This window comes from Mesorhizobium sp. (assembly GCF_017306585.1).
GTDB lineage: Bacteria > Pseudomonadota > Alphaproteobacteria > Rhizobiales > Rhizobiaceae > Mesorhizobium.
Genome location: NZ_JAFKIC010000110.1, coordinates 47,878 through 73,387, shown reverse-complemented (window position 1 = coordinate 73,387; position 25,510 = coordinate 47,878). Strand labels below are relative to the sequence as shown.

Annotated in this window: 20 protein-coding genes; 11 read left to right on the top strand and 9 right to left on the bottom strand. The window is 65.1% G+C overall.

Annotated elements, in window-relative coordinates:
• Nucleotides 1-8: 8 nt before the first annotated feature.
• From J0I79_RS06095 to J0I79_RS06075, 5 genes are read right to left on the bottom strand one after another with little or no spacing between them, the layout of a single operon-like run.
• A complete protein-coding gene (locus J0I79_RS06095) occupies nt 9-1,400 on the bottom strand; it encodes an FAD-binding oxidoreductase (protein WP_292855714.1) in 1,392 nt (463 codons plus the stop codon).
• 19 nt (nt 1,401-1,419) lie between these two features.
• Entirely contained in the window at nt 1,420-2,076 is a 657-nt protein-coding gene (locus J0I79_RS06090) for a GntR family transcriptional regulator (protein WP_292855713.1), read from the bottom strand.
• Between the two features lie 16 nt (nt 2,077-2,092).
• Nucleotides 2,093-3,406, bottom strand: coding sequence for an aspartate aminotransferase family protein (locus J0I79_RS06085; RefSeq protein WP_292855712.1), 1,314 nt, complete (start codon nt 3,404-3,406; stop codon nt 2,093-2,095).
• A complete protein-coding gene (locus J0I79_RS06080; protein WP_292855711.1) occupies nt 3,407-4,465 on the bottom strand; it encodes a phosphotransferase in 1,059 nt (352 codons plus the stop codon). It lies immediately after the preceding gene.
• On the bottom strand, nt 4,465-5,763 hold the full coding sequence (locus tag J0I79_RS06075; protein ID WP_292855710.1) for an ArgE/DapE family deacylase: 1,299 nt from the start codon (nt 5,761-5,763) through the stop codon (nt 4,465-4,467). The genes J0I79_RS06080 and J0I79_RS06075 overlap by 1 nt, the downstream gene beginning before the upstream one ends.
• A gap of 176 nt (nt 5,764-5,939) precedes the next feature.
• On the opposite strand from J0I79_RS06075, the gene J0I79_RS06070 reads away from it, so the two are divergent.
• The 8 genes from J0I79_RS06070 (at nt 5,940) to J0I79_RS06035 (ending at nt 15,001) form a co-directional block, all read left to right on the top strand.
• A complete protein-coding gene (locus J0I79_RS06070; RefSeq protein WP_292855709.1) occupies nt 5,940-6,584 on the top strand; it encodes a GNAT family N-acetyltransferase in 645 nt (214 codons plus the stop codon).
• On the top strand, nt 6,581-9,295 hold the full coding sequence (locus tag J0I79_RS06065; protein WP_292855708.1) for a LuxR C-terminal-related transcriptional regulator: 2,715 nt from the start codon (nt 6,581-6,583) through the stop codon (nt 9,293-9,295). The genes J0I79_RS06070 and J0I79_RS06065 overlap by 4 nt, the downstream gene beginning before the upstream one ends.
• A gap of 84 nt (nt 9,296-9,379) precedes the next feature.
• On the top strand, nt 9,380-10,501 hold the full coding sequence (locus tag J0I79_RS06060; protein WP_292855707.1) for a class II histone deacetylase: 1,122 nt from the start codon (nt 9,380-9,382) through the stop codon (nt 10,499-10,501).
• Entirely contained in the window at nt 10,446-11,363 is a 918-nt protein-coding gene (gene urtB, locus J0I79_RS06055; RefSeq protein ID WP_292855706.1) for an urea ABC transporter permease subunit UrtB, read from the top strand. The genes J0I79_RS06060 and urtB overlap by 56 nt, the downstream gene beginning before the upstream one ends.
• Nucleotides 11,360-12,346: a branched-chain amino acid ABC transporter permease gene (locus J0I79_RS06050; RefSeq protein ID WP_292855705.1), complete on the top strand. Its 987-nt coding sequence runs from the start codon at nt 11,360-11,362 to the stop codon at nt 12,344-12,346. Before urtB ends, J0I79_RS06050 begins: the two co-directional genes overlap by 4 nt.
• Nucleotides 12,343-13,047 carry an ATP-binding cassette domain-containing protein gene (locus tag J0I79_RS06045; protein WP_292855704.1) on the top strand — a complete coding sequence of 235 codons (705 nt, stop codon included), beginning with the start codon at nt 12,343-12,345 and terminating at the stop codon, nt 13,045-13,047. The genes J0I79_RS06050 and J0I79_RS06045 overlap by 4 nt, the downstream gene beginning before the upstream one ends.
• A 2-nt stretch (nt 13,048-13,049) precedes the next feature.
• Nucleotides 13,050-13,751, top strand: a complete 702-nt coding sequence (locus J0I79_RS06040) for an ABC transporter ATP-binding protein (protein ID WP_292855703.1) — start codon at nt 13,050-13,052, stop codon at nt 13,749-13,751.
• 80 nt (nt 13,752-13,831) lie between these two features.
• The gene (locus tag J0I79_RS06035) at nt 13,832-15,001 is read left to right on the top strand and encodes a substrate-binding protein (RefSeq protein ID WP_292855702.1); all 1,170 of its coding nucleotides are present in this window, start codon (nt 13,832-13,834) and stop codon (nt 14,999-15,001) included.
• A gap of 49 nt (nt 15,002-15,050) precedes the next feature.
• Here J0I79_RS06035 and J0I79_RS06030 read toward each other — a convergent pair whose 3' ends face one another.
• Entirely contained in the window at nt 15,051-16,697 is a 1,647-nt protein-coding gene (locus J0I79_RS06030) for an acetolactate synthase large subunit (protein WP_292855701.1), read from the bottom strand.
• 107 nt (nt 16,698-16,804) lie between these two features.
• Nucleotides 16,805-18,142, bottom strand: coding sequence for an aromatic ring-hydroxylating dioxygenase subunit alpha (locus J0I79_RS06025; protein ID WP_292855700.1), 1,338 nt, complete (start codon nt 18,140-18,142; stop codon nt 16,805-16,807).
• A 122-nt stretch (nt 18,143-18,264) separates the two neighbouring features.
• Here J0I79_RS06025 and J0I79_RS06020 point away from each other — a divergent pair, with 122 nt between their 5' ends.
• Nucleotides 18,265-19,158, top strand: coding sequence for a LysR family transcriptional regulator (locus J0I79_RS06020; RefSeq protein ID WP_292855699.1), 894 nt, complete (start codon nt 18,265-18,267; stop codon nt 19,156-19,158).
• 4 nt (nt 19,159-19,162) lie between these two features.
• Here the strand turns inward: J0I79_RS06020 and J0I79_RS06015 are convergent, their stop codons facing one another.
• Both J0I79_RS06015 and J0I79_RS06010 read right to left on the bottom strand, forming a co-directional pair.
• Nucleotides 19,163-20,431, bottom strand: a complete 1,269-nt coding sequence (locus J0I79_RS06015; protein WP_292855698.1) for an FAD-binding oxidoreductase — start codon at nt 20,429-20,431, stop codon at nt 19,163-19,165.
• On the bottom strand, nt 20,428-22,431 hold the full coding sequence (locus tag J0I79_RS06010) for a prolyl oligopeptidase family serine peptidase (protein ID WP_292855697.1): 2,004 nt from the start codon (nt 22,429-22,431) through the stop codon (nt 20,428-20,430). The genes J0I79_RS06015 and J0I79_RS06010 overlap by 4 nt, the downstream gene beginning before the upstream one ends.
• 228 nt (nt 22,432-22,659) lie before the next feature.
• On the opposite strand from J0I79_RS06010, the gene J0I79_RS06005 reads away from it, so the two are divergent.
• Nucleotides 22,660-23,652, top strand: a complete 993-nt coding sequence (locus J0I79_RS06005) for a membrane dipeptidase (protein WP_292855696.1) — start codon at nt 22,660-22,662, stop codon at nt 23,650-23,652.
• 289 nt (nt 23,653-23,941) lie between these two features.
• Nucleotides 23,942-25,501 carry an ABC transporter substrate-binding protein gene (locus J0I79_RS06000; protein ID WP_292855695.1) on the top strand — a complete coding sequence of 520 codons (1,560 nt, stop codon included), beginning with the start codon at nt 23,942-23,944 and terminating at the stop codon, nt 25,499-25,501.
• The last annotated feature ends 9 nt before the right edge of the window (nt 25,502-25,510 follow it).

Here is a 25,510-nt window from a genome sequence, read left to right as displayed (position 1 = left end):
GTCGCGGATCACGGCCGGTCGAGGTCGAAGACACGCCCGCGATTGAGAATGTTCTTCGGGTCGAACGACGCCTTCAGCCGTCGCATCGTGGCGATTTCCGCATCGCTGCGAACGAGATGCAGCCACTGCTTCTTGTCCAGGCCAATACCATGTTCGGCCGAAACGCCGCCGCCGGCGGCGGCCACGGCGCGATAGATTATGGTGTATGCCGCATACGGGTCGACCGTCAGCACCTGATAGTGAAGGTTGCCGTCTCCAAGATGGCCGAACACATAAATGCGCGCGCCGGGATCCGCCGCGTGAATGGCAGAGTCCGCGGCGTCGAGGAACGCCGCCATTCTTTCCAACGGCAGGCTCACATCGATGCTGATCATGCCTTTCATGGAAAACAAGTAGCGATTGGCATCTTCCCGTACGTCCCACAAGGCGCGGAACTCGCGCGGTGACTGCGAGACGACCACGTCCTCCACCAGACCGTCCTCGACCGACTGCATCAACACTTCGGCGAAGCGTTCGCCGTCGCGATCCGGCTCACTGCCCTGGATCTCGGCCAGCACGTAGACCGGCGAGCCGACGGGCAGCGGCGCCTGCATCGCCATGGTGGCGGCCATCTCGTCATATAGCGGCGCGAAGTTGACTTCGTAGGCGGACAGGATCGGCCCGAGCTTTTGCCGCAGCGTCCCAAGCAACGCGATCGCCGCTTCGAGCGAAGGCAATGCGCAGAAGGCGGCGACTTCGGAAGCCGGCTTGGGATGCAGCCTGAGCGCAGCACGGGTGACGACGCCGAGCGTTCCCTCCGTGCCAATGAAGAACTGGCTGAGGTCATAGCCGGAATTGTCCTTGGGCAGGCCTTTGAGCGAGGTCAGCACGCTGCCATCGGCAAGCACGGCCTCCAGCCCCAGCACCTGCGCCCGGTACATACCATAGCGCAGCACGCGGATGCCGCCGGCATTGGTGGCGATGTTGCCGCCGACGGTCGCCGAACCGCGCGCGCCGATATCGACGCCGAACATCAGCCCCGCTCCGTCAGCCGCTTCCTGCACCGCCTGCAATGTCGCGCCGGCTTCGGCGATGATGGTGGCGGCCTGAGTATCGGGAGCGGCAAGACCGCTCATGCGCTCCAGCGACAGCACGATCTCGCCGGGCTGGACGCGGGCACCGCCGGCCAGCCCGGTGCGCCCGCCCTGGATGACGACCGGCTGACCGACAGCGTTGCAGCCGGCGAGCGCCGCGGCCACGCCGATGGTGTCGCGCGGGCGCAGCACCACTTCGGGCAGTGCGCCGAGCTTGCCGTCGGGGTCGTCGCGATAGCGCTGATCGACATCGGAGCCGGTGAGCACGCCGCCGGCGCCCAGCCGATCGCCGAGAGCGGAAAGAAGTCTTTGTGTTTCAGGCGACATCAGTCATTCCTACACGCGATCAATCCGGCGCGCGAAGGTTTTCCGAGAGAACCGCCGCCGCCGCCGCTATGTCCTGCTCGATGGACACCCTGACACCGGAACCATTGCGTTGCTCCAGCGCGGCGACGATCCTGCGGTGGGCGTCATTCGACCGCGGGATGTAGCGGTCAGCCTGCATCAGGAGCTTGAGATAAGGCCCGACCCGGCCCCAGAGGTCACGGATCATGTTGAGCAGGATCGGCGCGCCGGCCTGCTGGTAGATGGCGAAATGGAACGCCTCGTTGAGCGACAGATAGGCCCTGTTGTCGTCGGCCTCGATGGCTCGCTGCATGCCGGCCAGCGTGACCTGTATGTCGACGAGCCCGCTTTCGCTGATGCGCGAGGCCGCCATTTCGCCGGCCAGCCCCTCGACGGCGATGCGGATACGGGTCAGTTCCTCGAAGGCGGGCGCGGACAGCAGCGGCACGATGATGGAGCGGTTGGTCCGCATTTCGAGAAGCCGCTCGGCGACAAGCCTCTGCAGCGCCTCGCGGATCGGCGTCGTCGAGATGCCGAAGGTCTCGGCGAGCTTGCGGATGACCAGGGACTGGCCGGGGCTGAAGCCGCCTGAAATCAACTCCTGCTTGAGCGCGCCATAGGCGCGGTCGTTGAGGGTTTGATGTTCGAGCTTCAGCATGCGCCGCGCGCTCCTGTCACCATTTCGACAATGCGCGGTCGAGCGTCTCGGCCAGCTGCTCGGCATTGTCCCTGGCGAATGGCAGCGGCGGCCGGATCTTCAGGACATTGCCGCGCGGGCCGCAGGACGAGATCAGCACGCCGTCTTCACGCATGGCCTCGACGACGGACGATGTTTTGGCGGCCGCAGTAGCTTCATCGGGCGCCACCAGTTCGACCCCGAAATAGAGGCCGTTGTGCCTGACATCGGCGACCATTGCGTGGCGGCCCTGAAGCGCTTGCAACAACTCTCCGGTGTAAGCGCCGACAGTGCGCGCATTCTCGATCAGTCCCTCGCCCTCGATGACCTCGAGCACGGCGAGGCCGACGGCGGCCGCGACCGGATTGCCGCCGAACGTGTTGAAGTAGCCGGTGTTGGAGCCGAAGGAGGACACGAGCTTCGGCCGAACGATGACCGCGCCCATCGGGTGCCCGTCGCCGATCGGCTTGCCCATGGTGACGATGTCGGGCTCGAGGCCGTAATTGGCGAAGCCCCACATGCCCTGGCCGAGCCGGCCGAACCCGGACTGGACTTCGTCGGCGATGAGGATGCCGCCGGCCCTGCGGACGTGATCGGCGGCCTCGCGCATGACGGCCGCGTCGGGGAAGAAGATGCCGTCGCTGGAAAAGGCCGAGTCGACAAGCAGCGCCGCCGGCGCGATGCCGTGCGCGCGCATATGCTCGACGGCGGCCGCGACATTCCCGGCGAAGCCGCGAGCGGCGGCGCCGTGGTCGCGGAACGTGTCGGGTGCGGCCACCGTCCGGTGATGCGAAGGCACGCCTTTCGAACCCGTGGCCGCCGGCGACAGCTGCGCGGTGGCGATGGTGGCGCCATGATAGGCGAAGTCGGTGATGATCACGCCCGCATTGCCGGTCGAATGCTGGGCAATGCGGATTGCAAGATCGTTGGCTTCACTGCCGGTGCAGGTGAACATGGCATGGCCGAGATGCGACGGCAGCGTGCCGAGCAGCTTTTCCGCGTAATCGAGGATGATCTCGCTGAGGTAGCGTGTGTGGGTGTTGAGCGTGGCGGCCTGGCCCGAAAGCGCCTCGACGACACGCGGGTGGCAGTGCCCGACCGAGGCGACATTGTTGTAGGCGTCGAGATATCTGCGTCCTGCCGCATCGTAGAGCCAGACTCCACTGCCGCGCACCAGATGGATCGGGTTGCGGTAGAAGGCGCGGTAGGTCGGCCCAAGCAGCCTGGCGCGGCGTTCAAGCAACGCGCCCTCCTTTGCGGAAGCATCGGTATCGGCGAGAGTTTTCGCGGGCGAGGACTGGGACACGGGCATCTACTCCGGCTTGGAATGATCGAGAAAATAGCGGCGGGCGTCGGCGGACGACACGGCGTCCAGCCTTTCGAGCGATGCCCAGACCTCGGTGATGAGGCGCAGCACATAGTCGCGCTTGGCGGGGAACCGTTCCGCCTGCCAGCTGGCGATGTTGGCGATGAGGGCAAGGCGGGCGCGGATCAGATGGAACAGGATGCCGATCTCCTCGACCTCGAGTGGCTGCACCGACTGGTAGCCGGCGACAAAGCGCGCGGCCGGCGCCAGCGGATGACCTTCGGCCGGCCAGCGATAGACCGCGCCGATGGCGAGATCGCAGATCAGCGGCGAATGGATCATGTCGCCGAAATCGAGGATGCCGCTGACGATCTCGGGCCGCGAGGCATCCATCACCACATTGTAGGAATTCATGTCGTTGTGGACGATCTGCGCGCGCAGGCCGGGAATGACCGGCGCCGCATGCTCCTCGAAAGCGTCAATGACGCGCTCGACCATGGCGCGGTGGCCGGCGTCGGCGATGTATGCCAGCATGGGCCGTGTCTTGGCGACCTTTCTGATATCCCAGAGCAGGTCGCTGCCGGCGGCCGGATGAAAGAAGCCGCGGAGCGCCCGGCCAAGCCGGGCGAGGAAGATGCCGAGATTGCGGTCTTGCGCCGCCGATGTCGGCGAGCGCGACAGCAGCTGTCCGGGCAGATAGGTAACCAGCCGGACAATACGCGGCGGCGATCCGTCGATGTTGACCGTGAACTGGGCTTCCCCCTCCAGGCTCTTGCGCACCGAGGGAACCGGCAAGGTCGGCTCGACGGCCAGTATGTGGTCGAGCGCCCTGTTCTGGAAATCGGTGAAGCCTGCCTCTTCCGCCGGATGGGAAACCTTGAGGACGAATTCGCCATGGCCTTCGGTCTGGATGTGGAAATTGTGATCGCGTTCGCCCGGCAGCGGGCGCGCGCCGCCGGTCAGGCCATAATGCTCGCGCAACAGGGCCAAAGCTTCGGCGATCGAAACGTCGGGAGCGTCCTCCGCCAGTGTTTCGCCGAAAGCTTCGGGTGCGACCGCATTCATCACCTGGCCTCCGCATCGACGGGTTCGAGACCGCACCAGTCGGCGATGAACAGCGCGATCGTCTGCGTGACCTTGCGCACGGAATCGAGATCGACGGCCTCGTCATAGCCATGCGGCATGCGGCAGATCGGGCCATAGACGATGGCCGGCGTGTCGGCATAGAGGCCGAAGAAGCGCGCATCTGTCGTCGCGGAGGTGACATGCTCGGTCAGCGGCTCGCCCCATACGGCGGTATGGCTGCGCCGCAGCACGGCTTCCATCTCGTCGGCGCCCTCCAGCACGTAACCCTCGGCCATGAAGCCATTATAGGTCATTTTGGGCGGGCGGTTGGCAAGGAACGGATCGGCGCGCGCCGCATCGGCGATGCAGACTTCGAGTTCCACCCTGGCATCCTCCAGTTTCTGCCCGGGATAGGTGGCGACGCGCATTTCGAACACGCAGCGTGCGGGAACACTCGAGGTCCATTCGCCGCCTTCGATCTTGCCGAGATTGAAACGGATCGGGTGCGGATGATTGCAGAAATGCCTGTCGTCGACCTTGCGCTCGTTCCAGACGATTTCGAGCCGCTTCAGCGCCTGGATGATGAGGAAAGCCTTCTCGATGGCGTTGGCGCCGGCCGAGAAAGCGCCCGAGGCATGCTGCGGGTCGCCATCGACCTCGACCCTGAACCAGATCGGCCCGACCTGAGCCCGCATCAGGCGCGGCTCCAGCGGCTCGGGAATGAAGGCGGCATCCGCCCGGTAACCACGCTGCAGGCAGGCGAGCGCGCCATTGCCGGTGCACTCCTCCTCGACCACCGACTGCAGGAAGACCTTCGCCGCCGGCTGATAGCCGAGGCCGCGCAACGCGGCCAGTGCATAAAGGCAGGCCGACAGGCCGGCCTTCATGTCGCCGGCGCCACGTCCGTGCATCCAGCCATCCTCGATCACCGGGTCGTAGGGGTCACGCACCCAGCGGTCCAGCGGCCCGGTCGGCACCACGTCGATATGGCCGTTGAGGATCAGCGAGCGGCCGGTTTCATTGCGCGGCGTGTGGGTGGCGACGACGTTGAAGGCATCGTCATAGGAAACCGCGACGGGCGAAAAGCCCGGAAGATCGCGGATCGCATCGACATCGACTTTCCACATGTCGACCGCGTAGCCGTCGGCCTCGTAAGCGGCGGCCATGAAAGACTGAGCCGCGTGTTCCTCGCCACGCTGCGAGGGAAAGCGCACGAGATCGGCAAGAAACGCAAGCTGGCGGTCGAAACCGGCGTCGACCGCGCGCAAAATGGCTTCGTCCGCTATTCGCTCAGGCATGATATTCCGCTTTCCCGTGAATGGTGTATCATATCTCATATGCCATTTCCGACAAAGGCAAGAAGACAGGTGGGCCAAATTCATGGCCCAACTTCATAAGCTCTTGGCAGGCGCGCGTGGAGTTGGCATCAGCTTGCCTGATGCCGCAAGCTCGCGCGGCGAAAGATCGAGGACAGATGCTGGTCACCGAAGGCACATTGCCGGATGAAGTCACCGATCTTGCGTCCGGCTACCGGCGCGTGCCGGCGGGCAAGATCGTCAATGCGGTGACATGGATGGAAGCGCGCTCGCCGGTATCGAACCTCGCCAAACCGCTGCCCATGACCCGGATCACCAATCCCGATTGCACCTCCTACCGCGCTATCTTTGTCGAGATCGGCGCGCCCTGGCTGTGGGACCGCGCCCCGGAAATGTCGGATGCGGAAATCGCCGCCCATTTCGCGGACCCGCGCCACCATCTCTATTACGGCCATGACGAGAGCGGGGACCATGTCGGCATGGTGGAATTCTCCATGGCCGACGACGAGATCGAGATCACCTATTTCGGCCTCTTTCCCACCTTGACCGGTCGAGGCCTGGGCAAGCGGCTGATGGCCGGCGCGCTCGACCAGGCATGGCGCCTCAAACCCCGGCGCATCTGGCTGCACACCAGCAGCATCGACCATCACAGCGTCATCGGCTTCTACAGAGCCTGCGGCTTCGAAGCCTTCGCGGCCGGTTTCGAGATCACCGACGATCCCCGGATCAAGGGAACCCTGCCGCGAGACGCGGCGCCGCAGATCCCGCTGATCGAGACCGAATGGGCGCCCGGCGCCAGATGAGACCGTCCGCGCAACCCAGCAGCCAGGCATCGCCGCATCATCGCCGCTGGGTGAGGCGCGAAAGCATCCTGTCGAGGCTGGAACGGCATATCGACACCCGCATCGTGCTGTTTGCCGCGCCTGCCGGCTTCGGCAAGTCGACGACGATGGCGCAATGGGCGGCGGAGGTCGCGCGGCAAGGCCGGTTGACCGCATGGTTTTCCTGCGAGGCGACGGACAATGACGAAGGCGCCTTCCTGTCGCATCTGGTGGGTGCCGTGCGCCATCTCGTCAACAGCCCGGCCGATCTGGACCTTGCCTTCCAGTCGAGCCCGATCCCGCAACTCGACGTGGTGCTTGCGGCACTTGTGGCGGGTTTTGCCGCACGCGGTGCCGAGATCACCCTGTTCTTCGACGACTATCACGCCATTGAAACAGCAGCGGTGAAGCGATTCATGGAGCGCCTGACGCGGCAGGCTCCCGCCAACACCGCCTTCGTCATCGGTTCGCGTAACCTGCCCGACCTGCAGCTCGGCAAGCTCAGGGTGCTTGGCGATGTCTTTGAAATCGGCCCGGACGATCTGCGCTTCGCCTCGTCCGAAGCCGAGGCTTTCTTCAACGACAAGCTGGGGCTCAGCGTCAGCAGCAGCACGGTCGAGACATTGCGCTCGCGAACCGAAGGTTGGGCCGCCGGCCTGCAACTTGCCTCTCTGTCGCTCAGCGCCGCGCATGCGCCCGAGACCGTCATCGGCAATTTCACCGGCGCCAATCGCAACGTCGCCGACTTCCTGATGGGCGAAGTGTTCCTCGGACTGCCGCCGGCGCTGGCAAAGTTCCTGCTCCACTCCTCGGTCTTCGAGCGTTTCAGCGCCGAGGCCTGCCGCGCGGTAATGCGCGCGACGGACGCCGAGGCGGCAATCACCGAAATCGAGACCCGCAACCTGTTCCTGGTGCCGCTCGACGAGGAGCGGCGCTGGTTCCGCTATCATCACTTGTTCCGCGACTTCCTCGTCCGCGAGATGGAACGGCGCGAGCCGGAAAAGATCGCGCCGCTGCATCTGGCGGCCTCGGAATGGTTCGGCGAGCGCAAGATGCTGACGGAAGCCATCGGACATGCGCTGGCCGCCGGCGATCAGGCGCGCGCGGCAGTGTTCGTCGAGAACAATGCGCTGGAGCTCATCGCGCAGTGCCAGTTGCTTTATGTGCGCCAGTTGCTTGCGCTGCTGCCGAAGGCCCTGATCGATCAGCGTATCCGGCTGCAACTCGTCGTGCTCTGGCTGGCGGTGCACTCAAGCCAGCCCGAGATCGCCCAGCACACGCTCGCCAATGCGCGCAAGCTCGTCGAAACCGGGCCAGCCGACGGCAATGACCCGGGCACGCTGACGGGAACAACGATCGAGACCGAGCTCGAAGTCCTTGCCGCCGCCGTGCACAGCACGCTGGAACAGTTCGAGGACGCGCGCGACACAGCCCTGGCGGCCCTGCGCATCCTCACGCCCGATGCCTGGTTCATGGAAGGCGCGACCGCCAACGTCATCGGCTACAATCTCTACGCGCTGGGCGACCTCGAAGGGGCTCGCGCCGCGGTGGATGCCGCACGCAAGGCGCATGAGCGGAGCGGCAGCCTGCTCGGCGTCACCATCGCCACTTGCTACATGGCGGTCATCGAGCGTTCGGCCGGCCGCCTCCCCGCCGCCGAACGACTGCTGCGCAACGCCATCATCGAGGCCAGGACGCGGATCGGCGCGAATTCCTATGCCGAGGCGCTTGCCGGAACGCTGCTGGCCGAACTTGCCTATGAGACCAACGCATCCAGCGAAGCCCTGGCGCTGGTCGAGAATCTCGGGCCGCTGATCGAGGGCGCCGCGGTCATCGTCTATCCCCTGGCCAGCGTGCCGACCTATGCCCGCGTGCTGCAGCTTACCGGCCGCGGCGACGCCGCGCTCGACATGCTGGAGCGCATCTACCAGCGCGTGCGCGGCTCCGTCTATCGCCGCCTAGCCTCGGTGCTGGTGCATGACCGCGTCCGGCTGCTGCTCGACCAGAACCGCGTCGTCGAGGCTCGCGCGCTGCTCGACGAGCACCGCCGCGAACGCAGCGAAACGGTCCCCAGCGTCGCCAACGAGTTCGAATATTTCGCCGAGGGCAGGTTGCTGACGGCGGAAAAATCGCATGCCGCAGCGGCGGCGATTTTCGATACGCTGCTGGAGCGCACCAAACGCAGCGGACGTATGCGCCGCCATATACTGGCGCTGATCCTGCGCGCCAGGAATGCCGGCCATGACCAGCGCGAGGCCGACCGATATCTCCTGGAGGCATTGCGGCTTGCCCAGCCTTCCGGCTTCATCCGCTCCTTCGTCGATGAGGGCAGGCCGGTCATCGAAAGCTTGATGCGCCTGCGCGCGGCGCTCGCAAAGACCGATCCGGCGCTGTCGGCCTACGCGACACGCATTATCGATGCCGCACAGACAATGCCTGTGACGACGCGCAAACCGGCCGCACCTGCGGTCGACAAGGAACAACTCACGCAGCGCGAATCCGAAATGCTGCGCTGCCTGTCGGAAGGCATGTCGAACCGCGATATCGCGCTGGCTCTCTCGGTGAGCGAGACGACGGTGAAATGGCATTTGAAGAACATTTTCGGCAAGCTCTCGGTGTCGAACCGCGTGCAGGCCGTGCGCGCCGCGCAGGCCGCCGCGAACCTGCGCGCCCCTCCGAAAGGAGGGGCATAGATGGCAGGCAAAACCCCTCTTTAGGGTCGGGCCATGCGATTGTTAGCCTGCTAGCGTCGTCTGGTTGGGTAGAGGACGCTGCGGATGGCGACAGGGTACGTTTTTCACGAACAGCTGATGTGGCATGATACCGGCTCCAGCGCCGACATGATGCCTCCCGGCCGCTTTGTGGAGCCCGGTCGCCATCTGGAATCGCCGGGGTCGAAGCGTCGGCTCAACAACCTGATCCAGGTCAGCGGCCTGGCCCGCCACCTGGTGCCGATCATCGCCGAACCGGTTGGTGTCGAGGACCTGCTGCGCGTCCACACGCAGCGCCACGTCGACAACATCAAGGCGCTCAGCGAACTGGGGTGCGGTTTTGCCGGCCCGCAGGCGCCGATCGGTCTCAACAGCTTCGACATCGCGCTCTTGTCCGCCGGCACCACCTATGCCGCCATGCGCGCGGTGCTGACCGGCCGCGTCGACAACGCCTATGCGCTGGCGCGCCCGCCCGGCCATCACGCCGAGCCAGACCAGGCGATGGGCAACTGCCTGTTCTCCAACATCGGCGTCGCCGTGCGCCGGCTGCAGCACGAAGGCCTGCTTGGCCGCGCGGCGATCGTCGACTGGGACGTACACCACGGCAACGGCACCGAGACCGTGTTCTATTCCGACCCGTCGGTGCTGACGATTTCGCTGCATCAGGACAATCTCTACCCGACCGGGCGCGGCGCGCTGGCCGACAACGGCAGGGGCGCGGGCGAAGGCTACAACATCAATGTGCCACTACCGGCCGGCAGCGGCACGGGCGCCTATGAAGCAACGTTCGACCGCGTCGTCGCCCCGGCACTGCGCGCCTACAAACCGGATCTCGTCATCGTCGCCTCCGGCTTCGACGCGTCGGGCTTCGATCCGCTCGGCCGCATGATGCTCAACAGCGAATGCTTCCGCCGGCTCGCCGCGCGTATGGTGGCGCTGGCCGCAGAAGTTTCGAACGGACGCCTGATGATGACGCATGAGGGCGGCTATTCCGAAGGCTACGTGCCGTTCTGTGGCCATGCCGTCATCGAGACGCTCGCCAACCATCGCACGGAGGTGGTCGACCCGCTGTCGGACCATATCGACGAATGGGCGGGGCAGGACCTGCAGCCGCACCAGGCTGCCGTGATCGATGCCGCCGAAGGCCTGCTCGCGGGCCTGCGCCAGCGCCTGGCAAGCGCGGCTTGACGCGATGGATTTCATCGTCACCACACTCCTCAACGCGCTGACGCTGATCAGCATACTGATGCTGGTCGGGCTCGGGCTGGCGATCAGCTTCGGCCTGATGAACGTCACCAACCTGGCGCATGGCGAGTTCGTCACCGTCGGCGCCTTCGCGGTCTATTTCGTGCAGAGCATCGGCGGCTCGTTCTGGCTAGGGCTGCTGGCTGCCCCGATAGCCGGCGCGGTTGTCGGCTGCATCCTGGAGTTCGCCATCATCCGCCACCTCTATTCGCGCCCGGTCTCGACAGTGCTGGCCACCTGGGGTGTCAGCCTGATCCTGCAGCAGGGGCTGGAGCTGACCTTCGGCCTCGGCGCCAAGCCGGTGACGCCGCCGATCGACGGCACATTCGACCTGTTCTTCACCGCCTATCCGGCCTACCGGCTGATCCTGATCGGCATCGCCATGGCGACCCTGGCCGGAGTCGTCCTGCTCATCAACCGGACATCCTTCGGGCTCGACATCCGCACCGTCATCCAGAACCGCGAGATGGCGGAAGGCGTAGGCATCAACACGCGGCGCACCTACGCCATCGCGTTCACCTTCGGCGCGGCCATCGCCGGGCTTGCCGGCGGGCTCGTCGCGCCGCTGGCGATCGTATTGCCGCAGATGGGAGTGAACTATCTCGCCAACGCCTTCTTCGTCGTCATCGTCGGCGGCGTCGGCTCGATCGGCGGGCTGGTCGCCGGCAGCGTCTTCGTCGGCGGATTGACCAGCGTGCTCAACTACCAGATCTCGCCGTCGCTGGCCCAGGCCATCGTGCTCCTGGCGGCCATCGTCGCCGTGCGCCTGCGGCCCAACGGCCTGTTCAACGGAGCGTCGCGATGATCGCCCGCGACCGCAACTGGCTGCTGATCTTCGCCGTCTGCGTGGTGCTGGCCGTCCTTTATCCGCTCTTCGCGGACGGCTACCAGCTCACCGTCATCCGCGACGCGCTGATCTTCGGCCTGTTCGCCGCCAGCCTCGATTTTTTCTGGGGCCGCACCGGCATACTGTGTTTCGGCCATGCCGCCTTCTTCGGCATAGGCGGCTACATCATGGCGTTGGTCACGCTCAACGATGCCATTCCTTTCGGCAGCCTGCTCGGCATCGCCGGCGCCATCGCGGGCGCCGCCTTCGTCGCCGCTATCATCGGCTACTTCCTGTTCTTCGGCGGCATACGCGGCAGCTATTTCACCATCGTCACGCTGGCGATGGGCGTCATCTGCCAGCAGGCAGCGATTTCCTGGAGTTCGGTCACCGGCGGCGACAGCGGTCTGATCGGCATCCCGCCGATCGCGTTCGACGTTGGCGGGATGCATGTCGACCTGAGCCAGGACCTTCCCTCCTATATCTTCGTCGCGTCGATCGTCGCGGTCATCGTGCTGGCGCTGTGGTCGATCAGCCGGGGCCGCTGGGGCACGGTGCTGACCGCGATCCAGGACAATGAGGTCCGGGCGGCCGCACTCGGCCACAATGCGCCGCTGCGCCTGCTCGTCACGTTCGTGCTTTCGGCGGCGATCGCCGGGCTCGCCGGCGCGCTCTATGTCTGCATGGCCGGGCTGGTCGCGCCCGATCTTTCGGGACTGCTGCTTTCGACCGAAGTCATCGTCTGGGTTGCGGTCGGCGGGCGCGGCACGCTGCTCGGGCCGGTGCTGGGCGCCATCGCCATCCAGCGCACGCAGCAGACGATCTCAAGCTTCAATCCGAGCCTGTGGCCGCTTCTGCTGGGCTGCGTCTTCGTCGTCATCGTCTTCGTGCTGCCCGACGGCATTCTGTCGATCTATGCGCGGCTCAAGAGCCTCTTCAAAGGCCGGAGGCAAGCGCAATGAGCGATGTCCTGCTGCGGGCGGAGAATGTCGGCATACGTTTCGGCGGCCTGCAGGCGCTGGAAGCGCTGAACCTGACGGTGCGCGACAAGGAACTGTGCTGCATCATCGGGCCGAACGGCGCCGGCAAGAGCACCTTCCTCAACGTGCTGACCGGCACGCTTCGCCCGACCAGCGGCAGCGTGCGCTTCCTCGGCCACGACATAGCCGGGCTGCCGCTGCACCGCATCGCGCGGCTCGGCATCGCCCGCAAGTTCCAGATCCCCTCCGTCTTCCCGAGCCTGTCGGTCGAGGACAACCTCAAGGTCGCGCGCTGGGGTGCACCCTCGCCTGCCCGACCGATCGCCGAACTGATGGACTTGGTCTCGCTCGGCAACCGCGCCGCCACTCTGGCAGGCGCACTGGCGCACGGCCAGAAACAATGGCTGGAGATCGGCATGGCGCTGGCAATCGAGCCGAGGCTGCTTCTGCTCGACGAGCCTACCGCCGGCATGACACCGCAGGAGACTATGGCGACCGCCGAAATGCTGCTGCGGCTCAAAGGCGAGTTCTCGATCGTCGCCGTCGAGCACGACATACGCTTCGTGCGGGCGCTGAATTGCGAGACCCTGGTGCTGCATCAGGGGCGCCGGCTGCGCAGCGGTCCCTTCCATGAGGTCGAGGCCGACGAAATGGTCCGCGACGTCTATCTGGGGAGGCGCTGACCATGCTGCGAACAATGGCGGTCTCGGCCGGCTACGGCGTGCTCCCGGTGCTTAACGGTGTAGACCTCAGCGTATCCCCGGGCGAAGTCGTCGGCCTGCTCGGCCGCAACGGCGCCGGCAAGACGACGCTGCTGCGGGTCATCGCCGGCGGCTTGAAGGTGAGCGGTGGCGCCGTGGTGCTTGGCGACCTGAACCTTACCAACGCGCCGGCCTTCCGCCGCGCGCGGGCCGGCATCGCCCATGTGCCGCAGGGGCGCGGCATCTTCAACCAGCTCACCGTTCGCCAGAACCTCGAAGTCGGCACCCGGGCCGCTCGCGACCGTGGCGATGGCGGCATTCCGGCCGATATCTTCGGCTATTTCCCGATCTTGCGCGAACGCGAAGCGCAGGTCGCCGGCACGCTCTCGGGCGGCCAGCAGCAGATGCTGGCGATCGGGCGCGCGCTGTGCGGCTTGCCGTCCGCGCTGCTTCTCGACGAGCCATCGGAAGGCATCCAGCCGAACATCGTGCAGTCGATCGCCGAACTGGTTCCGCGCATCGCCCGCGAGCGCGGCATCGCGATCATCCTTGTCGAACAGAATCTCGATCTCGTCCTCAAGGCGGCGGACCGCTGCCTGGTGATGGAGAAAGGCAGGATCGTGCACGAGGGCACGCCGGAAGCATTCGCCGACGAGAACCTGCTCAAGGACCTGTTGGCCCTATGAGGCGCGCCCGGCGCGCCTGGAACCTGTTGACTTTGTAAGGCGCGCATGGGGCGCGTCTGGGATTGGAAGGGAACACAACAATGATAAGCAGAAGAACTGTACTGAAATCCGGCGGCGCCGCGGCCGCCTTCGCCATGGTGGGCGCACCGTCGATCCTGCGCGCCGCCGACACCGTCAAGGTTGGCCTGTCGATCCCGATCACCGGCCTGCAGGCGATCCTCGGCGAGACGCTGCTCAACTGCTACAAGCTCGCCGCCGCCGAACTCAACGCCGCCAACGGCATTGGCGGACGCCAGGTCGAATTGTTCATCGAGGACAACCAGACCACGACCAAGGGTTCGATCGACAAGGCCCGCAAGCTGCTCAACGAGGACAAGGTCGACGTGATCATGGGTACGATCATTTCGCCCGAGCGCAGCGCCACGCTGTCGGTCACCTCCAAGGCCAAGAAGCTGTTCTTCTACCCGACGAACTTCGAAGGCGGCGAATGCAACCGCTACTTCGTCGCCACCGGCCCGATCCCGATGCAGCAGGTCGACCCGATGATGCCCTGGGTGGCCGAGAATCTCGGCAAGACCATCTACATCATGGCGTCGGACTATGCCTGGCCGCAGAAGATGACCGAAGCGATCACGGCAGCCTACGAGAAGGCCGGCGGCAAGATCGTCGGCGCCGACTACTACCCGTTCGGCACCACCGATTTCGGCCCGGCCTTCCAGAAGATCAAGTCGCTGAAGCCCGATGTCGTCTGGTCGATGGTTGTCGGCAACGACGCCGTCACGCAGCTCAAGCAGTATCGCAGCTTCGACGTCAAGCAGCCGCTGATCGCGCCGCTCGACGAGGTCTTCAACAAGGACGCGCTGCCGCCGGGCGTCGCGGCCGGCACCTATGCGCCGCAGCCCTACTGGATGGCGCTCGACAATCCGGTCAACAAGAAGTTCATCTCGAGCTTCCGCGAAAAGTTCGGCCAGGAAAAGATGGTCAACGGTATCGGCGAGGCGGGCTATAACGGCCTGCATCTCTACGCTTTGGCCGCCGAGAAGGCCGGTTCGCTGAAGGATGACGATGTGCTGAAGGCGCTGCCGACCATCGAGTTCGACGCGCCGCAGGGCAAGATCCGTGTCGATGCCAGCAACAACCACACGCTTTGCCATTCCTATGTCGGCAAGGCGGCGGCGGATGGCATCAGCTATGAGATCGTCAAGGATTTCGGCACCATCGCGCCGGTCACGCCCTACTGCAAGCTGTAGATTCGGCCACTCCTGACGGCGGCAATGCCGCCGTCAGTTCGCGCTGCCTTCAAGGCGTTTGGGGTGCCGGCAGCCGCGCGCGCAGTTCGTCGACAAGCACCCGCGTGTTTTCGGAATAATCGATGGGCACGACGACGAGATGCACGCCGCCGCCGGTGAAGGCCTGTTCCAGCGCCGGCCGCAATTCGCCGATCTCGCCGACCCTGGTTCCCTTGGCGCCATAAGCTTCCGCATATTTGACGAAATCCGGATTGCGGAAGGTCATGCCGAAATCCGGGAATTCGTCGACCGCCTGCTTCCAGCGGATCATGCCGTAAGCGTTGTCTTCTAGAAGAAGGACGACCAGGTTGAGCTTCAGCCGGACCGCCGTCTCCAGTTCCTGGCTGTTCATCATGAAGCCGCCATCGCCGCAGATGGCCATGACGCGGCGCCTGGGATAGAGCAGTGCCGCCATCATCGCCGATGGCAGGCCAGCCCCCATGGTGGCCAGCGCATTATCGAGCAGCAGCGTGTTTGCCATACGCGTGCGGTAGTTGCGCGCGAACCAGATCTTGTACATGCCGTTGTCGAGCGCCAGTATGCCGTCGGCCGGCATCACCGCGCGCACGTCATGCACGATGCGCTGCGGGGTGAAGCGGTCCTCCGTGGCGCGCGCGGCGATGCGGCTCAATATGCCCTCCCGCAGCGGCAGCAGGGCCTGCGCGTTGGGTATCCTGCCTTCGACGCGGTCGGCCAGCAGCGCCAGCGAAGGACCGAGGTCGCCGACAATTTCGGCCTGCGGAAAATAGACCTGCTCCACATCGGCCGAGTGGTAACCGACATGGATGACCTTGGGGCCGTTGGGGCCCATGATGAAGGGCGGCTTCTCGACGGTGTCATGGCCTATGGTGATGATCAGGTCGGCCTGTTCAATCGCCTCATGGACATAGTCGCGCTCCGAAAGAGCTGCCGTACCCATGTAGAGCTCGGTGCCGCCGGGCACCGTGCCCTTGCCCATCTGCGTGGTGAAATAGGGGATCTGCGTGCGCAGCACGAATTGGGCGATGTCGGGGGTCACACGCGGGCGCGACGCGGCGGCGCCGAACATGAGCAGCGGACGCTTGGCCTCCATCACCATGCGGGCGGCGCGGTCGAGCGCGTCCGCGCCGGCGATCGGCAGGTCGACCGGATGCGTCGGCACCAGCGCGACCGGTTCGCACTCCGCCGCGGCGATATCTTCCGGCAGTTCCAGATGCACGGGACCCGGGCGCTCCTCCTGCGCGACGCGGAAGGCTTCGCGCACCAGCGAGGGGATCATCCTGGGCGAGACGATCTGGCGCGACAGCTTGGTCAGCGGCTTCATCGCCGCGACGATGTCGACGATCTGGAAGCGCGCCTGCCGGGACGACAATATGCCCTTCTGACCGGTGAGCATGATCATCGGCATGGCGCCGAGCAGCGCGTATGCGGCACCCGTCGTCAGATTGAGCGCGCCAGGCCCGAGCGTGGTGATGCACACGCCGGGCTTGCCGGTGAGCCTGCCATAGGTGGCGGCCATGAAGGCCGCCGCCTGTTCGTGACGGGTCAGGATCAGCTGGATCGAGGAGCGGCGGATCGATTCGACAATGTCGAGATTCTCTTCGCCGGGAATACCGAAGATCCGGTCGACCCCTTCATTCTCCAGGGCCGCCACGAACAGATCCGAACCCTTGGTCATGAACCGTCTCTCCTGCGATGCGCATTCCGCCAGCCATCTCTATATGGCAGCCATCTTCATATGGCATCGGAACGCGGCGTCTCAAAGAGGCGATCCACGACCAGGCATCAAAGGCGCGTGTCGCAGCCCGCCGCCTTCGGCGATGCGAAGAGCTGCGCCGGCGCGGACCACTGGCTGGGGGGAGCACCGCGCGTGCCGGTGACCAGCGAGCGCAGCTCCGACAGATAGGTCTGCACGAAGAACGAGGTCTGGCTCTCCAGCGGCGTGTAGGGACCCGGCCGGTAGGCGCGCGACAGGATGCCGTCGGCATTGTCCTCGGTGATCTTCTTGTCCTGCACGGTGGTGACGTCCCACATCCAGCTGATGGCGTCGGCATCGACGCCCTGATCGGCATCCCTGTCGACGAGCCAGGTCAGGATGACGTCGGTCTCCATGGCGTTGCGCGGTATCATCTGGAACAGGGTGACATAGTCGTTGGCGGCACTGGCGAAGGACAGCCTGCCTATGCGGAAACCGCTTTCGCCGCCATCATAGGCGTTGCGGCCGCCCATCAGGCAGGACACCGCCTCGCCGGTGTCGGACAGGGTCTTGCGGCCCGAGCCGATCGGCTTGCGATGCATGGCGAACGGCATGGTGTCGAGGTCGCCCGGCTGCCACGCGCCCTTGTGGAATTCGGCATCGCCGATAACGCTGTGCCAGGCCTCGATCTCTTCCTTCCACTCGACCGCCTTGTCGGCGTCGCGGGTCGCGGTGACTTTGACATGGCCGTTGACCCGGTAATATTCGGGATGCGCCGGCCGGCAGTGGTAGCATTCGAGGAAATTTTCCAGCACCAGCTTCCAGTTCGCCTTGGTCAGGTAGTTCTTGCGCGCGACGATGCGCGCGCGATCGAGGCCGTTCTCCAGCAATCCGCTGGTCAGCCCGTCCGCGACAGGCTGTATGTCTGGTAGGGACCTGGCATCGAGGCCGCAGAGCACGAGCCCGCCGAAGCATTTTGACGGCACGCGATGCAGCCCGAGCGCCTCGGGATCGACGCTTGGCGGCAGGTCCTGCCGCGACTGTAACTCGCCGGTCAGCCTGAACGACCAGGCGTGATAGGGGCAGACCAGGAGCTTGCCGCGCCCGTCCTTGGTGCACAGCCGCGAACCGCGATGAGTGCAGACATTGTAATAGGCGGCGATGTCCTCCTCGCCGTCGCCGAAACGCACGACGATGATCTCCTCGTCGAACAGTTGGCGCACGATATAGCGCCCCTTCTCGGGCACCTCGCTGGCATGGGCGACAAGCACCCACTGGCGCGGAAACCACAGTTCCCGTTCCATCGCGAAGATGGCGGGGTCGGTATAGAAAGCCTGTTCCAGCGACCAGTCCTGACGCTGCCGGTCTATCAGCCTGACGATGTCGTTCCTGTCGATTGGCTGGCTGTTCTGTGTGTAGGCCTGCACGGCGAACACCTTTCTGCACGCTGGCGCTATAATGATGTTTCGATAGAGTTTGCGATGCGGAAGTGCTTGCGGCAAATACAGAAATGATAGAGCTTCATATCGAAAAAGCATGAAAGTCGGCCATGAAGACACTCAAGACATCGCTGCCGCTTCTGAACGCCATGGTCGTCTTCGAGGCCGCCGCGCGGCATGGCGGGCTGACGCCTGCCGCACAGGAACTCAACATCGCGCAATCGGCGGTCAGTCGTCACGTTGCCAATCTCGAGAGGCAACTTTCGGTCGAGTTGTTCACGCGCCAGGGTAACCGTGTCGCCATCACCGGAGCCGGCATGGCCCTGGCCGAAGCGATCCGTGAGGGCCTCACCACCATCAGGCGGGCTGTAGAGGAATTGACCGAGCGCGACAGCGACACGTTTGTCGTCGGCTGCAGCCACGATCTCGCGCAGGCGTGGCTGATGCCACGCTTCGGCCTCGTCACCTCGCTTGTGGCGAACGGCCGGGTGCTGCTGCAGACATCGAACGACTACCGGGATTTCGACCAGCCGGAAGTGGCCCTTTCGATCCGCTTCGGCGAGGCCGAGCAGTGGCCCGATCTCATTGCCGAGAAGCTGTTCGACGGCGAGTGGTTCCCGGTCTGCGCGCCGGCCTTCCTGGCGCGCTACCCCGCGCTTGCATCGGAACAGCCCGAGGCTTTCCTCGACGTGCCGCTGCTGCACCAGGCGACGCCGCCGGGAGCGATCGACAGCTGGCAATCCTGGATCGGAACCGGCCGGAAGCTCGAAGGACCGAGGTTCACCAGCTACATGTCGATGATACACGAGACCATCGCCGGACGCGGCGCCGCCCTTGCCTGGGCAGGCTTCGCCGACGAGCATCTTCGGCTTGGCCAGCTCGTGCGGCTGACACGAACATCACGCCGTCACGCCGGCTCCTTCCACATCGTGACGAGAAGGAATGCCGGTCCGACGGTCAGGACGGTGGCACAGGCGCTGCTCTGCAGCGTCGGCGCCTCTTGAAGGATCAGGCGTCGCGGCCGAACCGCGACGCGTCATGACGAGCGCCCCAGGCCGGCATGGCGGCCTCGACCTCGGCTTCCGATCCGAAGGCGTCGGATGCGTAGCGCTCGACACGGAACCGTGCCGGGGCGACGAATGGCTGCTGTCCGAGCATCAGTTCCGACGCCAGCCGGCCGAGCCCAGGACCATGGGTTACGCCGCTCTCATTGTCGCCGCCGGCGACGACGACGTTGTCGCTGCCGGGCACCTTGCCGACGACAAGGCCGTTGTCGGGCGTGTAGCACGGCACGCCTTGCGCCCAGCTCGCGAGCTTCGAGCCGCGCAGCGGCGGGAAGACGGTCTGGAGTTCGGCGATTTCCTCGTCGAAGGTCTCACGCATCAGGTCGATATTGTGCGGCTGGCCCGGCTCGATCTCGCTGTCGCCGGTCTTGTAGAGGGGCTTGTAGTGCCGGCCCGTGCCCCACATGACGGCGCCGAAGGTCTCGCGCAGCCACAGCCGCAGCTCGCGGCACTGGACGGTCGGGATCGTCGAGGGCAGGCCCCTGTCATCGGTAACGATGCGCGTCGCCACGACCCGCAACAGCGGCAGCCGCCAGCCAAGGGTTGAAATCACCTCGTTGTTCCAGGCGCCGGCGGCGGCGATCGCGCCATCGGCCTCGATAGGGCCCTTGTCGGTTTCGATCGTCACCCGATCGCCCGTGTCGTGAATGGCGGTAACGCGGGTGTCATTTCGGAAGACGCCGCCGAGCTCGCGGATCTGGCCGGTCAGCACCTTCATGGCAAGCGAGGTATCGACCTGGATGCCGTGCGGGTTGTAGGCCGCCGAGTGAACCCGCGCCGGATCGATGAGGCCCTGCATCTTCTGCCCGATCTGCGCGGCGTTCAGGTCCTGCATTTCGGGCGGTGCATGAGGAGACTCCAGGACCGGGCGAACGAAGTGCTCGCGTCCATCCTCGGTCAGCGCCATGATCAGCGTGCCGTTCGGCCGGTAGCCGATCTCGACGCCGACATCGTGCAGCCGGCGATAGAAATCGAGGCCATATTGCTGCAGTTGGAACCCTTCCTCGCCAAGCGGGATCATGCCCGCGGACCAGTGGGAGACGAAACCCGCGCCGGCGCCGGTGGTCGCCGCTCCGGGCTGGCCCGCATCGATGACCGTCACCTGCCGCACACCGCACCGCAAAAGGTGAACAGCCGCGCTGCAGCCGATGATGCCGCCGCCGATCACGGCGATATGCCGGTTGTCCGCGCCGTGGTTGCCGTTTGCGCTCATCTTTGCTGTTCCTCCTTCTTCTGCGATGGCCCGCTCTCGCCGGCTTTGGCGATATACTTTTCCAACCACCACAAGATGCGCGCGGCAGTGTCGATGTATTCGGGGTAGCCGCGCAGGCTGTGGCCGGCGTTCGGATAGACCAGGAGAGCGCTTGGCGCTCCGGACCTCAGAGCCGCGAAATGGCATTCTTCCGCCTGCCCCGGCGGCGTGCTCTTGTCGATGCCGCCAGCCATGATCAGGGAGGGTACGGCTTTCTTATGCTTGTGAAAGGCCGGGCTGCGCGAGAAATAGTCGCCGCCGGATTGCCATGGCGACGTCGTCAGCATGATCTCGTCGAATTCTGGAATTTGCGACGTGCGGTGCTGGCTGTACCAGTCGCCGACCGGAGAGATCGGCACCGCTACGGCGAAGCGGTCGGTTTGCGAGGGCAGCCAGGCCGACATGAACCCGCCATAGCTGGTGCCGGTGACGGCGACGCGCGCGGCATCGACCAGGCCTTGCCGGATCAAGGCGTCAACTCCGCTGATGATATCCTGCGCGTCCGCGCCGCCCATGTCGCCTTTGACCGCACGGGCAAAACCGTCGCCTCGCCCCGTGCTGCCGCGCGGGTTCGGAAACAGAACCGTCCAGCCGCGGCTGGCAAGAATAGCGCCCGCGCGCGAGCGGCCGAGCCAGCGGTTGCGATGCGCCGAAACCGGCCCGCCATGCACGTCGACCAGCAGCGGCGTCGGAGCGTTCGCAGCGGCGGGACGCACCAGCCAGCCCTGGATATCGAGCCCGGCCGGCGCGGTCCATTCGAAGACCTCGACGGCGCCGCACCGCGCCATCGCCTTGGCGGCATCGGGGGCCGCCAGCGAAGCCAGCTCGATGATCTCGCCACCCGTTTCTTCGGCCAGGAACGGCGCGCGCGACCAGGACTCGGCGATAAACAACGCCCCCTTTTCTCCGATCGGGTGAGAAGCCGGCACCCACTCGCCGTGAGTCAGTTCGCGCGACGCCCAATGTTGCGTGGCGGTCGCCTCACCGACCGCGAAATCGCCGCTCACCGTCTCAGGACCACGGGCGCCGGCAAAATGGATCGTGGTTGCCGAACGCCATTCGACCGACGTGACGTCGACGCCCAATGTTTCGGCGATCGCGACTTTCCCTGTTTTCAGATCGAGGATCGAAAGCAGGCCGGCGACCAGGCCACGATCGCTGCAGAACGCCTGGATGAAGGCGACCTCGGCTTCGCCGGGGCTGCCCCGGATGCAGCCGATCTGATCGTTCGGCGTGTGGATGGTTCTTGCGGCGCCGGAGGCGGCGTCGACCAGCGCAAGGCGCGCCCGATACCAGCTTCCTTCGCCGTGGTCATCGCTGACCAATGCCGCAATGCGGTCATGGCCGCACCAGCTCGCTTCCCAGACATTGAGGGGCGGCGCGGTGAGCGGCCGCGCGGCACCTTCAAGATCCCAGACCCAAATGCGACGCCACAAATCGTCGCCCTCGCCCAGTTGCACCTGCGGCAGCCACGCCGCTGCTTCCGGGCTTTGCTTCTGGGCATAGCCGCCATGGATGCCGGCGAGGTCGGCGGCAGTGCCGGCAACCACCACGAGAAGTTTCCCGCCATCGGGCGACCAGTCGATCTGTTCGATGCGCCCGCTCAAGGTGGTGCTGGCGACGACGGCGCCGTGCGACCTTATCTCGATCAGGTCCATCGCCGGGCTGTCACCCTGGCATGCGAATGCCAGCAACTTGCCTTCGGGAGACAGCCGTATCTGACGCGCCTCCCTTTCGCTCAGCCGCTCAAGCGCGCCGCCCCGCTCTACCTGGTAGAGCCTGCTGCTCGGTCCGGCCTCGATCGGTCCTTCGAAACTCTGGCCGATGAAATAACGTTGCCCATCGCGCTGGTGGCCGCATAGCGAGCGACCACCGAAGACATGGCCGGGGGCGCCAAGAAGGGCGCTGTAGAACCGATGAGCGGCTTCGAATTCCGTCGACGAGCGAAAATCCCGTTGCATCGGATACCCCTCGCAATAAGCGTTGCAGACCCGCCGCGCATCCCCTCGGCGGAGCAGCGGCCACCTCCCGACAGCAGCGACGGCGACCATACAGGCTCAACGGCAGCTGTCTAGACACATGTGTCTGTGGCCTGATAGTTGATACGCACTGCATCTGGTTCGAGCGTCCGAAACGCCCCTTTGATCCGGCATTCGTGGCGCTCGCATTGCCGAGAGAGCGAGGAAAAAGTGGACGTTTCAAATACCGCCCGGGCCATTTTCGACAGCGAAATCATATGGGATGCGCATTCCGGCTTCATGCCCGACCCGGCAGCGGACCTGAACAATCTGCAGATCTGGCGGGATGCGGGCATCGATTATCTGTCGATCGACGTCGGCTTCGACCTGCTGCCCTGGGAGCAGACGGTCCGGACGCTCGCCAACTTCCGCCACTGGGTTCTCGCCAATCCCCAGCACTACAAGCTGGTCTCCTCGGTCGCCGAAATCCGCAAGGCCAAGGCGGAGGGCAAGCTCGCGATCACCTTCGACATCGAAGGCATGAACGCGCTCGACGGCCGCATCGAGATGGTGGAGTTCTACCACCAGCTCGGCGTGCGCCAGATCCTGTTCGCCTACAACAGGAACAATCTCGCCGGCGGCGGTTGCCACGATGTCGAAACCGGCCTGACGGCGTTCGGCCGCGAGGTCATCGACGAGATGAACCGTCTCGGCATGTTCGTCGACGTCACCCACACCGGCTACCGCACCTCGATGGAGGTCATGGAGTATTCCAACCGCCCGGTGATCTTCTCGCATTCCAATCCCAAGGCGCTTTGCGGCCATGGCCGCAACATCACCGACGATCAGATCAAGGCCTGCGCGCGCACTGGCGGCATCGTCGCGATCGTCGGGCTGAACAGGTTCCTGGGCGAGAACCGGACGGATTCCGAAAGGCTGGCGGATCACATCGACTACCTCGTCGACCTGATCGGCCCGCGCCATGTCGGCATCGGCCTGGATTACGCCTTCCCGGTCGACGTCAAGGGCATCGACCGCATCATCTCCGACAATCCGCAGTTCTGGCCGAAGAACGAATATCCGGAGGGCGCGACGACCTACTCGGCTCCCGGCCAGATGCGCGAACTGGCCGAGGTGCTGCTGCGCCGTGGCCAATCGGAGGGCGCGGTGCGCGATATCATGGGCGGCAATTTCATGCGGCTCGCCGCTGAAATCTGGAGGTAGCGGACAACGCGTACCTGTTGGGCCGTTGATCCAGCCCGCGGCGGATGGCGGGCCGCCCCGGCGTCGGCAGGCGTCCTGTTTCAGCGCGTTCCGCCAGACGCCGGTAAAGGCGGATCGGATCTGCGGATTTTGCGCAAGACCGGCCGTATCCAAGATTCAGTCATGCCAGCAAAATTTTCGCTAGACATGTATGTCTATACCTAGCAGTTTTAGCCGACCGATAAATTCGGCGCGGCCCGTGAAGGCCAGCAATTCAAAGCCGGCAATGAAAACAGCTGAGGGGTAGAGCATGTCCATTCTAACCGATACCAGGGTTTCGCGGCGCAGCCTGCTGGCCGGGGCCGGCGCATTCGGTCTTGCCTCGATGGTCGATCCGAAAATCTCCTGGTCGGCCGACGGACCGATCCTGAAAGTGCGTTCCTACGCCGACATCCAGACGCTAGATCCCTGCTTCCGGCTGGCCGCTCCCGAGGGCGACATCACCAATGTGATCTTCGCCGGGCTCGTCGTCACCACGCCGAGCGACAGCTGGGGCTGGCGGCCGATGGCGGCCGAGACGATCACGCAGCTCGATCCGCTGACCGTCGCCTTCAAGCTGCGCGACAATATCGGCTTCACCGACGGCTACGGCCAGATGACGGCGGAAGACGTCAAGTTCTCGATCGAGCGCATCGCCGATCCTGCCAACAAGAGCCCCTATGCCGGCGACTGGGCGACGCTCAAGGAGGTCGAGGTCAAGGACAAGCTGTCGGGCATCATCCATCTCAAGCAGGCTTTCGCGCCGCTGTGGACATCGACCTTGCCGACGCCGTCGGGCACCATCCTGTCGAAGAAAGCCATCACGGAACTCGGCGGCAAGCTGGGCGTCAAGCCGGTCGCGCAGTCCGGTCCCTACATACTGAAGGAATGGCTGCCCAAGCAGCGCACGGTGCTGGTGCGCAATCCCGACTGGAAATACGAGCCGGGCGGCTTCGCCGAAATCCACATCCATCCGATCGAGGACGAGAAGACCGGCGAACTCGGCTACGAGGCGGGCGACCTCGACTATACCTGGACCGCGGTCTCCTCGATCTCGCGACTGAAGCAGACGCCGCCGCCGAAGACCAAGGTGGTGGAGAAGCCGTCGCTGGCCTTTGTCTGGCTCGGCATGAACCAGGATGTCGCGCCTTTCAACAATCCGAACGTGCGCCGCGCGGTTCAGTACGCCGTGGACCGCAAGGCTGTGGTCGACGCCGCCTATTTCGGAGCCGCCGCCACGGCCACCGGCATCATCGCGCCCGGCCTCCCGGGCCACCGCGAGAAAAACCTCTACGACTTCGATCCGGACCGTGCCCGCGACATGCTCGCCAAGGAAGGCGTCGCCGGCGCCACGATCACGCTCGACATCCTCAACAAGACCGAGCGCCTCACCGCCGCGCAGGTGGTGCAGTCGAACCTGCAGGACGTCGGCCTGAACGTCGAGATCAAGCAGAACGACAGCGGCACGTTCTGGACGCTCGGCGCCAAGGAAGGCGACTACTGGAAGAAGCTGCAGATGATCATCAGCCGTTTCTCCATGCAGCCCGACCCGAGCTGGGCGACCGCCTGGTTCACGCGCGACCAGATCGGCGTCTGGAACTGGGAGCGCTTTTCCAGCGAGGAATTCGACAAGCTCAATGCCGAAGGCATGGTCGAGCTCGACCCGGCCAAGCGCGACGTCATCTACAAGAAGCTGCAGGACCTGATGGAGGAGAACGGCAATTACGTCTTCCTCACCCATGAGGTCACCGGCATCATGTATCGCGACTCCGTCGCGGCCGGCCTGAAGCCGAACGGGGAACCCGTGTTCACCGATTTCAAACCGGCATGATGTCTGCCC

Excerpts from the sequence above, each read along its gene's own strand:
- J0I79_RS06080 (WP_292855711.1), bottom strand. The coding sequence starts at position 4,465 with ATGAATGCGGTCGCACCCGAAGCTTTCGGCGAAACACTGGCGGAGGAC.
- J0I79_RS06060 (WP_292855707.1), top strand. The coding sequence starts at position 9,380 with ATGGCGACAGGGTACGTTTTTCACGAACAGCTGATGTGGCATGATACC.
- J0I79_RS06010 (WP_292855697.1), bottom strand. The coding sequence starts at position 22,431 with ATGCAACGGGATTTTCGCTCGTCGACGGAATTCGAAGCCGCTCATCGG.
- J0I79_RS06065 (WP_292855708.1), top strand. The coding sequence starts at position 6,581 with ATGAGACCGTCCGCGCAACCCAGCAGCCAGGCATCGCCGCATCATCGC.
- J0I79_RS06030 (WP_292855701.1), bottom strand. The coding sequence starts at position 16,697 with ATGACCAAGGGTTCGGATCTGTTCGTGGCGGCCCTGGAGAATGAAGGG.
- J0I79_RS06035 (WP_292855702.1), top strand. The coding sequence starts at position 13,832 with ATGATAAGCAGAAGAACTGTACTGAAATCCGGCGGCGCCGCGGCCGCC.
- J0I79_RS06050 (WP_292855705.1), top strand. The coding sequence starts at position 11,360 with ATGATCGCCCGCGACCGCAACTGGCTGCTGATCTTCGCCGTCTGCGTG.
- J0I79_RS06045 (WP_292855704.1), top strand. The coding sequence starts at position 12,343 with ATGAGCGATGTCCTGCTGCGGGCGGAGAATGTCGGCATACGTTTCGGC.
- J0I79_RS06015 (WP_292855698.1), bottom strand. The coding sequence starts at position 20,431 with ATGAGCGCAAACGGCAACCACGGCGCGGACAACCGGCATATCGCCGTG.
- J0I79_RS06070 (WP_292855709.1), top strand. The coding sequence starts at position 5,940 with ATGCTGGTCACCGAAGGCACATTGCCGGATGAAGTCACCGATCTTGCG.
- urtB (WP_292855706.1), top strand. The coding sequence starts at position 10,446 with ATGCCGCCGAAGGCCTGCTCGCGGGCCTGCGCCAGCGCCTGGCAAGCG.
- J0I79_RS06090 (WP_292855713.1), bottom strand. The coding sequence starts at position 2,076 with ATGCTGAAGCTCGAACATCAAACCCTCAACGACCGCGCCTATGGCGCG.
- J0I79_RS06085 (WP_292855712.1), bottom strand. The coding sequence starts at position 3,406 with ATGCCCGTGTCCCAGTCCTCGCCCGCGAAAACTCTCGCCGATACCGAT.
- J0I79_RS06040 (WP_292855703.1), top strand. The coding sequence starts at position 13,050 with ATGCTGCGAACAATGGCGGTCTCGGCCGGCTACGGCGTGCTCCCGGTG.
- J0I79_RS06020 (WP_292855699.1), top strand. The coding sequence starts at position 18,265 with ATGAAGACACTCAAGACATCGCTGCCGCTTCTGAACGCCATGGTCGTC.
- J0I79_RS06075 (WP_292855710.1), bottom strand. The coding sequence starts at position 5,763 with ATGCCTGAGCGAATAGCGGACGAAGCCATTTTGCGCGCGGTCGACGCC.
- J0I79_RS06095 (WP_292855714.1), bottom strand. The coding sequence starts at position 1,400 with ATGTCGCCTGAAACACAAAGACTTCTTTCCGCTCTCGGCGATCGGCTG.
- J0I79_RS06000 (WP_292855695.1), top strand. The coding sequence starts at position 23,942 with ATGTCCATTCTAACCGATACCAGGGTTTCGCGGCGCAGCCTGCTGGCC.